Annotated in this window: 12 protein-coding genes; 3 read left to right on the plus strand and 9 right to left on the minus strand. The window is 62.5% G+C overall.

Annotated features, from left to right (window positions below; genetic code table 11):
* Positions 1 to 116: 116 nt before the first annotated feature.
* The 3 genes from AC3IQ7_RS20875 to AC3IQ7_RS20885 all read right to left on the minus strand — a co-directional run bounded on the left by AC3IQ7_RS20875 (position 117) and on the right by AC3IQ7_RS20885 (position 3,055).
* Positions 117 to 581 (minus strand): hypothetical protein, encoded by a 465-nt coding sequence (locus tag AC3IQ7_RS20875; protein WP_099378372.1) that lies wholly within the window; start codon positions 579 to 581, stop codon positions 117 to 119.
* Between the two features lie 82 nt (positions 582 to 663).
* A complete protein-coding gene (locus AC3IQ7_RS20880; RefSeq protein WP_489207218.1) occupies positions 664 to 1,917 on the minus strand; it encodes a DEAD/DEAH box helicase in 1,254 nt (417 codons plus the stop codon).
* 79 nt (positions 1,918 to 1,996) lie between these two features.
* On the minus strand, positions 1,997 to 3,055 hold the full coding sequence (locus AC3IQ7_RS20885; protein WP_489207219.1) for an Lnb N-terminal periplasmic domain-containing protein: 1,059 nt from the start codon (positions 3,053 to 3,055) through the stop codon (positions 1,997 to 1,999).
* Between the two features lie 181 nt (positions 3,056 to 3,236).
* Between AC3IQ7_RS20885 and AC3IQ7_RS20890 the strand changes: the two genes are divergently transcribed.
* Entirely contained in the window at positions 3,237 to 3,941 is a 705-nt protein-coding gene (locus AC3IQ7_RS20890) for a hypothetical protein (RefSeq protein ID WP_489207220.1), read from the plus strand.
* A gap of 3 nt (positions 3,942 to 3,944) precedes the next feature.
* On the opposite strand, the gene AC3IQ7_RS20895 is transcribed toward AC3IQ7_RS20890, so the two are convergent.
* Positions 3,945 to 5,114, minus strand: coding sequence for a mandelate racemase/muconate lactonizing enzyme family protein (locus AC3IQ7_RS20895; RefSeq protein ID WP_489207221.1), 1,170 nt, complete (start codon positions 5,112 to 5,114; stop codon positions 3,945 to 3,947).
* A 97-nt stretch (positions 5,115 to 5,211) separates the two neighbouring features.
* Between AC3IQ7_RS20895 and AC3IQ7_RS20900 the strand changes: the two genes are divergently transcribed.
* Both AC3IQ7_RS20900 and motA read left to right on the plus strand, forming a co-directional pair.
* Positions 5,212 to 6,132, plus strand: a complete 921-nt coding sequence (locus tag AC3IQ7_RS20900) for a LysR family transcriptional regulator (protein ID WP_489207222.1) — start codon at positions 5,212 to 5,214, stop codon at positions 6,130 to 6,132.
* 42 nt (positions 6,133 to 6,174) lie between these two features.
* Complete coding sequence (motA, locus tag AC3IQ7_RS20905) at positions 6,175 to 7,038, plus strand: flagellar motor stator protein MotA (RefSeq protein WP_034779327.1); 864 nt, start codon at positions 6,175 to 6,177, stop codon at positions 7,036 to 7,038.
* 22 nt (positions 7,039 to 7,060) lie between these two features.
* On the opposite strand, the gene AC3IQ7_RS20910 is transcribed toward motA, so the two are convergent.
* The 5 genes from AC3IQ7_RS20910 to AC3IQ7_RS20930 all read right to left on the minus strand — a co-directional run bounded on the left by AC3IQ7_RS20910 (position 7,061) and on the right by AC3IQ7_RS20930 (position 11,553).
* The gene (locus AC3IQ7_RS20910) at positions 7,061 to 7,459 is read right to left on the minus strand and encodes a VOC family protein (RefSeq protein ID WP_099400455.1); all 399 of its coding nucleotides are present in this window, start codon (positions 7,457 to 7,459) and stop codon (positions 7,061 to 7,063) included.
* 58 nt (positions 7,460 to 7,517) lie between these two features.
* Positions 7,518 to 8,960, minus strand: a complete 1,443-nt coding sequence (locus AC3IQ7_RS20915) for an aminotransferase-like domain-containing protein (RefSeq protein ID WP_489207223.1) — start codon at positions 8,958 to 8,960, stop codon at positions 7,518 to 7,520.
* A 10-nt stretch (positions 8,961 to 8,970) separates the two neighbouring features.
* The gene (locus AC3IQ7_RS20920; RefSeq protein ID WP_489207224.1) at positions 8,971 to 9,555 is read right to left on the minus strand and encodes a LysE family translocator; all 585 of its coding nucleotides are present in this window, start codon (positions 9,553 to 9,555) and stop codon (positions 8,971 to 8,973) included.
* A gap of 188 nt (positions 9,556 to 9,743) precedes the next feature.
* On the minus strand, positions 9,744 to 10,229 hold the full coding sequence (locus AC3IQ7_RS20925) for a MarR family winged helix-turn-helix transcriptional regulator (protein WP_489207225.1): 486 nt from the start codon (positions 10,227 to 10,229) through the stop codon (positions 9,744 to 9,746).
* Positions 10,222 to 11,553 carry a S41 family peptidase gene (locus AC3IQ7_RS20930; RefSeq protein WP_489207226.1) on the minus strand — a complete coding sequence of 444 codons (1,332 nt, stop codon included), beginning with the start codon at positions 11,551 to 11,553 and terminating at the stop codon, positions 10,222 to 10,224. Before AC3IQ7_RS20930 ends, AC3IQ7_RS20925 begins: the two co-directional genes overlap by 8 nt.
* Positions 11,554 to 11,780: the final 227 nt, after the last annotated feature.

Below are 11,780 nucleotides of genomic sequence, written 5' to 3' on the forward strand. Positions count from 1 at the left end.
CATGGCGATATCGGAGCTTGCCTGGAGGGGGATCTGCCGCGCGAGACCGTCTTGCGAGTCTTGCGCGGCAGCCAGCTTGCGCTGAAATTATACGACTAAATGTTCCTTTTTGGCATTTATCCGCGCCGTGCAGGACAAGGTGTGTCGCGGTAAAACACAAAGCCGCCCAGGCCGATGGCCTGCGTGTCGGCCTTCACGGCGTACACCAGCGTGTTCTTTGACGCCTCGACCCGCAGCAGGTTCTGATGCAGCACCGTTTGCGCGTGCGACAGTTCCAGCGACGGCGTCGGCGCCAGTTGCAGCCGCAGCTCGGACGTGGCCGCATCGTAGGCCCAGCGGCCCGGGTTGAAGAAGGCGAAGCCGCCGTCGAAACGCAGGCTGCCATCCTTGAACTGGGTCAGGCAAATGCCGGGAAATTCGCTGGGCGGGTTGTACCAGGTGGCGGCCACGGCGGCATCGGCCGGCGTCTTGCCCGGCATCTGCATGCCGGCGCCATCACTTTTTCCGCCCATGCCGGCGCAACCGGCCAGCGCCAGCGCGCCAGCCAAAGCGCCCGCGCGCGTGATGAAGGTCATGTGCATCAACAGTCCCCTTGCTTTATAGAAACATCATCTTAAAGCGGGACGGCCAGCCGTTCAAGCGGCTAGCGCACATAAGGGCGATTTAGTGTTCGCCGGCGGCCTTGGCGGCCGCTTCGCGCAATTTGTCCTTCTTGCTCTTGCGCGCGCCCTTCACGCCGCCGTTGACAGTGTCCGTGACGGAATTCACGGGCGCTGGCAATTCCGTCGGCTCGAAACCGGCCACCACTTCGCGCACGATGCGCAAGTCATTGCGGTTTTCGATCAGGCGGAAATGCGCTTCCGAGTCGGCCGTCACGAAACTGATGGCCGTGCCGCTTTCGCCGGCGCGGCCCGTGCGGCCGATGCGGTGCGTGTAGTCGACGGCCGAGCGGGGCAAGTCATAGTTGACGACGGCCGGCAGGCCGGCGATGTCGATGCCGCGCGCGGCCACGTCGGTGGCGACCAGTACCTGCAAGCGACACGCCTTGAAATCGGCCAGCAGCTGGCTGCGCGTGCCTTGGCTGAATTCGCCGTGGAAAGCGCCCACGTGCAGGCCCGCGCGCTGCAGCTTGTCGGCCACGTGTTCGGCCGCGTACTTGGTGGCGACAAAGACCAGCACGCGCTCCCACTGCTGCTGCAGGATCAGGTAGCGCAGCAGCTGCGTGCGACGCGGCACGTCGACCGTGATGGCGCGCTGCACGATGTCGGGCTTGTCCTGCGGCTCGGACGCCACTTCGATGCGCACGGGGTCCTTGAGCAGGCTGTCGGCCAGCGCCTGCACGCTGTCGGGGAAGGTGGCGGAGAAAAACAGGTTTTGCCGCTTGCCCGGCAGTAGCGCCAGGATGGCGTTGATTTCCTCGGCAAAACCCATGTCGAGCAGGCGGTCGGCCTCGTCGAGCACGCACAGCGACACGCCGCCCAGTTTCACGGCGTTCTGGCGCACCAGGTCCAGCAAGCGGCCCGGCGTGGCGACGACGATATCGGCGCCGCCGCGCAAGTCCATCATCTGCGGATTGATCGACACGCCGCCGAACAGCACGGAAATCTTCAGTTTGATCGGCAGCGGCTTGGCCAGCGCGTGCACCGTCTGCCCCACCTGCGCCGCCAGTTCGCGCGTGGGCACGAGGATCAGCGCGCGCACCTGGCGCGGGCCGGAAGCGGGCGCCATCAGCGCCTGCAGCAGCGGCAGCGCGTAGGCGGCCGTCTTGCCGGAACCCGTCTGCGCCGCGCCCAGCACGTCGCTGCCGCGCAGGATGGCGGGAATAGCGGCCGCCTGGATGGCCGTCGGCGCGGCATAGCCGGCCTTGTCGACGGCACGGACCAGGGCGGGAATCAGACCCAGTGAGGAAAATGGCATAACGGGCCTTCTTTATTCGTAAAGTGAGACCGGCCGCGAAAGGCGGCCGGTCGGAATTGCGACAGTATAAGGCAGACCGCTACTGGCGTGGCATTTGCAGTTTCGGAAAGCCCGCTTCATCGTAGCCCGGCATGCCGCGGCGGATGGCGTGCGAAAAGTCCGCGTCGTCGTTGGCCGCGCGCGCGCGCGCCGTGACGTGGCCGCCGTCGCGCAGCTGCTGGAAGCTCAAGCCGGGCACCAGGCCCTTGACGTCGAACAGGTAGCGGTCCAGGTAACCCGAGGCCATCAGCCGGTAGTCGAGCGGCAAGCCAGGCACGATGCGGCGCACCATCTCGAAGACGATGGTGGTGCAGTTGGCCGTCAGGGTGTTGTAGAACTGCGGCTGGTTCTTCAGCGCTTGCGCTTCGTCAAGGTAAGCGAGGAACAGCGAGCGCATGGCCGCTTTCGGCATCATCACGCGGTACAGATGCATGTCCTCGCCGCGCGCATTCGTGCGCACGCGCAGGATGTCGCGCTCGTCGGCGGCGATCAGGCTCATCTCGAAATGCTTGAAGAAGCCGCCGATGGCGGAAAAGCTCTCGCCCTTCTCCTTGCGGATTTCGATGGAAAACGTCAGAAAGCGCCCGTCCGCAAAACCGAACGAGATCAGGGTGTGCGCAATGTAGGGGCCCGTCCAGTACGACAGCGCCGTGTCCACCGTGCGCAGTTCGTCGAGGTCGTAGCTGCGCTGCTCCCATTTGACCGTGTAGTCGTCATCGCTGCGCCAGTCGAAATTGCGCACATTGTCCAGGGTGACGAGATTGCCCTTGAGCGTGCCCGTGACATTGCGCGCCACGTCGTCGGCCCACACGCGCTGCTGTTTCGGCGTGATCAGGCTCCACCACAGAAGCAGCAGGATAAATCCGGCCGCATACGGCAGCAGCACGCGCGCATCGCCGCGCATCCACCACAGCGCGATGCTGGCCACGCCCAGTAGGCCCCACAGCAGCGCGCCGATGGCTTGCGCGGCCGTGCCGCCGGACAGCTGGTACCACAGCGCCAGCGCGCCCCACAGTGCAGTCAACAGGAGAATCAGGGAAACGGCCATTTTGCCGAAGGTGCCCAGCACGGAGCGGGCACGATGTGATAAGAAAGTCATGCCCTGATTATAAGGGCAAGCACAGGAACAGGTGAGTTCAGACAGGTTTCGATGCAACAGGCTGCAACAGAAAAAGCATTGCTTGCCTGCCAATTTGTTTCATGAGAGCATGTTGCACAAATAAAATGTATAGACAAGGCAGCCTGTCTCACAGGGCAGCCTTGTCCTCCAGGGAGACATCTTGCAATCCAGTTCACTGTACACCCTCGCCGGCAGCCTCAATTCCCTTTTCATTATCGTCAGCCTGTTTGGCCTGTGGTCGCAGCTGCAAAAGATCTGGCGGCGCAAGCGCGACGCCAACTTGGGCGCAGGCCAGGCAACGGACGTCCTGTCGCTCAACCAGTTCACCGTCAGCTTCCTCGCGTATTGCGCGTTCTTCGTCTACGGCTATTCGATCACGCCGTTCAACCACTACATCGTCTGGCCGCGCCTGATCGCCTCGCTGATCGCGCTGGGCATCCTGTATGAAATCGACCGCGACCGGCGCAGCGTGGCATCGCGCAACGCGCTGCTGACCTGCGCGCTCCTGCTGTGCGCGGGTGTGGCGGGATTGCTGTTCGGCCCCACCTTCACGGATGAAAAGCGCGTGATCTCGCAAAGCCTGATCGTCGCCGTCACCGTGCTGCTGGCGCAGGGCTATGCGCATCAGATCCGCCTGATCTGGCGCTCCGGCAAGACGGGCGCAGTGTCCCTGAAAATGAGTCAGTTCATCCTGGCAATGGATATCAGTACCATCTTCTTTGCCTGCGTCATGGGGCTATCGACGGGCTGGCCTTTGCTGCTGCTGGCCTGCGTCAGTGCCACGACCAAGCTTGCCATCATGTGGCTGTTCCGCTGGGAGAAGTCCAGCCCCGCCGCGCAGGTGAAACGCCAGGCGCCGGCCTGAGGCCTACTGCCCGCTCAGCGCCCGCATTTCCGCATACAGGTTCGCCTTGCCCTCGAAGCCGATGCCGACCAGGTCCGGCATGGTGATGTGGCCATTTTCCACCCTGACGCCGTCGGGGAAGCCGCCGAACGGCTGGAATAAATCCGGGTACGATTCATTGCCGCCCAGGCCCAGTCCTGCCGCGATATTCAAGGACATCTGGTGGCCGCCGTGCGGGATGCAGCGGCTGCGCGACCAGCCGTGCTGGTGCAGCATGTCCAGGGTGCGCAGGTATTCCACCAGGCCATAGCTGAGGGCGCAGTCGAACTGCAGCCAGTCGCGGTCGGCGCGCATGCCGCCGTAGCGGATCAGGTTGCGCGCATCCTGCATGGAAAACAGGTTTTCGCCCGTCGCCATCGGCTTGTCGTAATAACTGCGCAAGGTCGATTGCAGCTCGAAGTCGAGCGGGTCGCCCGCCTCTTCATACCAGAACAGGTCGTACTGGCGCAGCGCCTTGGCGTAGGCGATCGAGGTGTCCAGATCGAAGCGGCCGTTGGCATCCACGCACAGTTTTTGCCCATCCTGCAGCACCTCCATGATGGCGTCGATGCGGCGCAAATCTTCATCGAGCGAGGCGCCGCCGATCTTTTTCTTGACCACCGTGTAGCCGCGGTCGATATAGCTGCGCATCTCATCCTGCAGCGCGGACAGGCTCTGGCCCGGATAGTAATAGCCGCCCGCCGCATACACGAACACCTGTTTGTCCGGCACGCCCGTGCCATGGCGTTCGGCCAGCAGCTGGAACAGCGGCTTGTTCTCGATCTTCGCCACGGCATCCCAGATGGCCATGTCGATGGTGCCGATGGCCACCGAGCGCTCGCCATGGCCGCCCGGCTTTTCATTGGTGTACATGCAATCCCACACCTTGTGCGGATCGAGGTTGGCGCCGTCATCCGTCACGAGGCTGGCCGGATCGGCGTCGAGGATGCGGGGAATGAAACGCTCGCGCATCAGCATGCCCTGGCCGTAGCGGCCATTCGAATTGAAGCCGTAGCCGACGACAGGCTTGCCGTCGCGCATCACGTCGGTGACGACGGCCACCAGGCTCAGGGTCATCTTCGTGAAGTCGATGTAGGCGTTGCGGATGGGGGAAGAGATGGGGATGGTCTTTTCGCGGATTTCAACGATTTTCATGCGGGTCTCCTGTGCTTGAATGGTGACGCCAGCTTAACCGCGATAAGCAGTCGTATAATCGATAGCAATTTAAACCATTCTTCACTTGAAGTTAACAATGAAAAGCGACGCCACCACGGAAATGGCCTTCTTTGTGCTGCTGGCCAAGCTGGGCAGCCTGTCGGCCACGGCGCGCGAACTGGGCATCACGCCGCCCGCCGTCAGCAAGCGATTGCTGCTGATGGAACAGCGCCTGGGCGTGCGTTTGCTGAACCGCAGCACGCGGCGCATCAGCCTGACGGGCGATGGCGAAAACTATTTGCAACAGGCGCGGCAAATCCTCGACGACATCCGCGCCATGGAAGAATCCCTGGCCAGCGGCAGCGCGCAGCCGCGCGGGTTGCTGCGCGTCAACGCCACCCTGGGTTTCGGGCGCACGGTGATCGCGCCCCTGCTGTCGCAATTCGCGCTGCGCCACCCGCAGCTGGAAGTGCAGCTGCAACTGACGGACAGCCCCATCAACCTGGTCGAGCAGGCGTACGACCTGGGCATCCGCTTCGGCGACTTGCCCGACACGCGGCTGTCGGCGCGGCGCATCATGTCGAACCGGCGCTTCCTGTGCGCTTCGCCCGCCTACCTGCAGGCGCACGGCACGCCGCACACCCCGGACGAGCTGGCGCAGCACCGCTGCATCGTGCACCGGCAGAATGACGACGCCTACGGCATCTGGCGTTTGAGCCGGGGCCGCGCCACCCACACGGTAAAGGTGCGCGGCACGGTGGCCAGCAATGATGGCGACGTGGTGCTGGGCTGGGCGCTGGACGGGCACGGCATCCTGCTGCGCTCGGAATGGGACCTGACGCGCTACCTCGACAGCGGCCGCCTGCGTGTGGTGCTGGCCGATTACGCGCTGGCGCCGGCCGACCTGTACGCCTACTACCCGAGCCGCCACCAGCTGCCCGCCAAAGTGCGCGCTTTTATCAATTTTCTCATCGAGCAGTTGCAGCCGGAAGCGGCCACAGCGGCCAAATCAGGTTAAACTACAATATTGCGATATGGCAATATTATGAAGGAGTAGGTTTTGCTAGTCATACTCGGATTTCTCGTCGTGCTGTTTTCCGTCTTTGGCGGCTTCGCCATGCAGGGCGGTCACCTGGGTGCCCTGTTCCAGCCGCTGGAACTGCTGATGATCGGCGGTGCCGCGCTGGGCACCTTCTTTGTCGGCAATGACGCCAAGGCCATCCGCGCCACGTTCGCCGCCCTGCCCACCCTGTTCCACGGCTCGCAATACACGAAGGCGCGCTACATGGAGCTGATGGGCCTGATGTATGAAATCCTCAGCAAGATCCGCAAGGAAGGCTTGATGTCGGTCGAGGACGATATCGACGACCCGTACCGCAGCCCCATCTTCGTAAAATACCCGTACACGCTCGGTGACGAGCACATCCTGGAATTCATCACCGATTACCTGCGCCTGATGGTGTCGGGCAATATGGACGCCTACCAGATCGAAAACCTGATGGATAACGAGATCGAGACGCACCACGAAGATGCGGAAATGCCGATCCAGACGATTTCGCAGCTGGCCGACGCCATGCCCGCCTTCGGCATCGTGGCCGCCGTGATGGGCGTGGTGCACACGATGGCCTCCGTCGGCTTGCCGCCGGCCGAACTGGGCGTGCTGATCGCGCAGGCGCTGGTGGGCACCTTCATCGGCATCCTGCTGGCCTACGGTTTCATCGCGCCGCTGGCCAGCTTGCTGCGCCGCAAGCACCATGAAACGGCGAAGATGTACCAGTGCGTGAAAGTGACCCTGCTGGCCAGCCTGAACGGCTATGCGCCGGCGCTGGCCGTGGAATTCGGCCGCAAGGTCATTTCCGCCACGGAACGCCCATCGTTCAGCGAACTGGAAAACCACGTGCGCCAGGTGCGCACGAAGAACTGATACGGCCGGTTAGCCTCAATCGTCAGGCTTCCGGCGCCGTCCAGACCAGGTTCCACAGGTGGCCATCGATATCCTCGAAGCCCTGGTCATACATGAAGCCATGGTCTTCGGGCGGATGCGGTATGCGGCCACCGGCGGCGGCCGCCCTGGCAATCAGGCCGTCCACCTCTTCCCGGCTTTCGCAACTGAGGCAAATGACGACTTCATTGGCCTCCTTCGCCTTCGCCACCGGCTTGCCAATCAGCGACTGGAAGAAGGCTTCGGTCGTCAGCATGGCCTGGATGCTGCCGTCGACGATGTTCATGAACGCCGCGTTCTCGCCGCTGAAGCGGGGATCGAAGGTAAAGCCAAGGGCGGAAAAGAAGGCCCTGGATGTGTCCAGGTCCTTGACGGGCAGGTTGAGGATGATCTGTTTGTGCATGGCGCTTCCTTGCTCACACGTTGACGAAAAAATCGTACCTCCAGAATACCAATAAAAACTAAAGAAAGGCGCGGGCCAGGCTGGAGCGCGCGCCAGCCACCGCGCGCAGGCGTTCTTCAAGGTAGGCGCTCACGCGCGGATGCTGGCTGAAGGCGACGTTGAAGCGGATGTGCTGGTCGGGCGTGTCGTTGGCCGAGAACGCGGCGCCGCGCATCAGCAGGATCTTGTTGCGGTAGGCGTCCTGCACCAGCAAGTCCACGTCCAGCCCTTCGGGCATGCTGCCCCACAGGAAAATGCCTGCGTCGCCGGGCTGCTCGAACAGCACGCCGGCCGCGCTCAGTTGCCGCGTGCTGGCGTTGCGCGCCACCATGATCTTGCGTTGCAGCCGCTCCAGGTGCTTGCGCAGGTTGCCGGCCTTGAGCACTTCCAGCAGCACGTATTCGTTCAGCGCAGGCAAGGTCATGATGGAATGGATCTTGGTGCGCATCAGCAGCTTGAGCAGATTGGGCGCCGCGGCCAGGTAGCCCATGCGCAGGGCCGGGCTCAGCGCCTTGCACAGGCTCGAATAATAGATCACGCCATCGAGTCCGGACAGCGACGCCAGCCGCGTGCTGTGGCCCGGCTGGAAATGGCCGTGCACGTCGTCTTCGGCGATCAGGAAGCCATGCTGCTGCGCCAAAATCAGCACCTTGTGCAGGTTGGCGGCGCTGCTGCTCCACCCGGTGGGATTGTGCAAGGCCGTCTGCATGAACAGCAGACGCGGACGGTGCGCGCGGCAAGCCGCTTCCAGTTCGTCCAGGTCGAGGCCATCGGGGCGGCGCTTGATGGGCACCAGGCGCACGCCGTCCTGGCGCAGCCTGCCGAACATCAGGAAGTATCCGGGGTCTTCCACCAGCACCGTATCGCCGGGCTGCAGAAACGTGCGGCAGATCAGATCGATGGCATGGGTGCCGCCGAAAGTGGTGAGGATGTGGCTGGCGTCCGCGGCGATGCCGATGCCGCGCAACAGCAGCGCGATCTGCTCGCGCAGTTCGGCCAGCCCTTGCGGCGGACAGCGCGAGGCCATGCCGGCCGCGCTGCGCGCCAGGCCACGCTGCACGGCGGCGGCCGGCAGCGCGTCCTGCAGCCAGGTGGGGGGCAAGGCGCCGCTGCTGGCCAGCAGCACGCCCGGCCGCTGGTCGTTCACTTGCTGGCTCAGCCAGACCGGCTCCTGCTCCTGGCCCGCTTCCAGCGCCACCTCGTCGGGAATGGCGCGGCTGGCGTCGGTGGGGGCGCAGACGAAGAAGCCTGTCGTGCCGTGCGTATCGATGACGCCTGCGGCCACCAGTCGGTCATACGCCACCACCACGGTGTTGGTGCTGACCGCGAGCTGCGTGGCGAGCTGACGGATCGACGGCAGCCTGGTGCCGCCAGGCAGGACGCGTTGCGCGATCTGCTGGCGCAATGCAGCCTCGATCTGCTTGAACAGGGCGATGGGCGAGGAGCGGTCGATGGCGAACATGGGTGGAAGTCTAGCGTAAAAACATCACGGCGAGTACCAGCAGGATGGCGCCCATCGTCAGATTGAATATGCGCTGGTTGCGGGGCGCTTTCAGCAGGCTGCGGATCGAGACGCCGAACAGCGCCCACATGGCGTTGCACGGCGTGCCCACCACGGTGCCGATCAGGGACACCAGCAGCGCACTGGCAAGCATGTTGCCCTGTGCAGGCATGAAGACCGACGCCATGGTGACCGCCTTGAGCCAGCTCTTGGGATTCAGCGCCTGAAACAGCGCCGCCTGCGCAAACGACACGGCTTTCGCTGTGCTGCTTCCCGCCACCGAGGCGCCGGCAAGCTTCCAGGCCAGGAACATCAGGTACAGCGCGCCCGCGATGCGCAGCACCTGCTGCGCCATCGGGTACGCGACGAACACACTGCCCAGCCCCACGCACATGAGCATGGTCTGCACAAAGATGCCGGCCTGGATGCCGAGGATCACCGGCAGCGCACCGCGATAGCCGAAATTGGCGCCGGTGGTGGCCAGCATGACGTTGTTCGGCCCGGGCGTGGCGGACATCACAAAGCAATAGCTCATCAGGGGCAGGAGTTCGGTCATGGCAGTCAATCGCAGCGTGGAGAAGGCCCCAGTCTAGAAGCGCGGCACGGCGGGGACAAGGCACAAGGCGCCGCATACAAGCACATGCTGTATCAGTCGAACGACTGCTACAGCAGCGAAACAGGCCGCCTCGCCCGGACAAGCATCAGGAACGCTCTGCTCGTGGCCTGAAGTGGACACCGTCTGCGTCAGGCCGGGGAATTGATGCGTTTGTCCAGCGGCCTCTCGTTGAGCGCATCTGCGGCCCGATCCACGAATTGCCTGACGTCCCCTACCTCGGCAAACAAGCCGGCATAGGCCGCCCGTATCAGCACAGTGCACTGCTCGAATTTTGCAAGCTGCGACAAGCCCTCATCAGTGGGCATAAATATCCGCCGCCGGGCATCATTGTCATCATTCCGATACTGTATGAGACCCAGGCGGTGCAGCTTGGGTATCTTTTGCATGACCAACTGGTGCGAATGTCCGAGTTCGCGCGCCAGATCCGAAGCGGAGGCCGCGCCGAGCGTGGCAAGAACAGTCATCAGCGAACACGAACGCACCGGGATGACGATCCCCATCGTATCGAAGACGGTCTGGGATTGCTCAGCGATCAGAATGCTCAGCCGTTCGACGGCTCGGCCGAGAAACACGGCGTCATCGATCGCGGCCGGGTGAGGTGTCTTCTTAGTCAAGGCGCTTGTACCTCTGGATGCTGCCGTCCTGGTTCACGCGTTCCAGCGCCGTCACTTTCCCGCGCGAAACATTCAAGCGGTATCGAAAACCCGACACGCCTTCCACCGCGAACAGGTCGGGACCGATCGGCTCAAGCGCGACCCGAAACCGGTCGCGCCAGATAGTGTAGAGCGTGCCATTGTCCAGGACGAGCTGGCGGCCTTCATATTTTCCGGCGGCGCTCGTCAGCAGCCCGGCATCGACATGCGGGCGCTCGATCGCTGCCGTCAAGCTGGGGAGCAGCCAGGCAAGTTCGGTTCGCCTGGCGTCATCGGTCTTCGCCAGGTTTTCAAGCGCCAGCTTGTGCGCCAGAGGCAGCGCGCGAATGGACGGGCTTGGAATATCGGGTTGCACGCCAACTCCTTCGAAATCGCCATGCTCCACGGGATCCTGGATCTGGCCGATCGGCACTTGCACGAAATAATCGTCATTGAGGGGCTTGCGGGCAACCGGATGCGCACCACCGGCGGTCCGCTCCCCGATCAGTGTCGCTCGCCCGAGCTTTTTCATCGCATAGGAAAACCATTCTGCGGAGGAAAACGACGTGGAACCGGTCAGGATATACACCGGCTTGTCCACCATGCGCTTGCCTGGCAGGCCCGGCAGCACCCATTGCCCGCGCTGGATACGCTTGCCATCCTCATTGTAATAGTAGTCAAAGAGCAGCTGGTCTTTCTCGCTGGAGAAGAAATAGCTCGCTAGAAACTGCGCCATTTCCAGATGCCCGCCATTGTTATAGCGCAAATCGATAATGAGGGCGTCCGTATTGCCGACGAAGCGCATAACGGACGCCGCCGTATCATAGGCAAGCTCCGGATCGGCAAAATAGCTGAATCGTATATAACCGATATTTCCCTTCAGGCGAGCGACCTCATCGAAACCAAAATTGGTCTCCTCCAGCCTGCTCGATTCTTCTTTGCGTATCTTGGCCTTGAGCGTCGGATTGGCCTTTGCCTTGAATTCCGCGATCCATTTTGCGTCGGCACCCACGAAAAAATGCAGGTCGCCGCTGACTTTGATGAGATCGTCCGTCAGCTTGCTCGCAAACGCTGCCTGCGTCGTCGCCGAGTCATAATCTCCGTTTGCCAGATGCGCCTGAAGCACCGGCGCAATCTTTCTTGCGATGTCAGGAAACGCATAGTTTGCATTCAAGGTGCTATTGAGGGAGGCGATGATCTCGCTCTTTTCGTTGCGCGAGATGCTTGGCTCCTCGGCAAAAGCGCCCGGTGCGCACATGATGGACAGTGCCGACAGCGTTTTAAGCAGACATAAGTGATAGCGCATTCTAATGTTCCCCCTCGGTGAGTCTCGATCATACAATATATTGCGCAATATATTGTAGAAATAATTAAATAACATCGATGATGGGAACAAACCACAGCCGCTTGCGGCCGACAGTGCCGAAGGGCATTGTCAATGTTGATAATGGACTGCAGCGTCCACCGTAGGTGCACAACGCAACTGGCGGATTGCCAGTGGGCTCAAGCGAGTCGCATTGTCATTTCAAAGGA

This window comes from Janthinobacterium sp. GL_088 (genome assembly GCF_057837845.1).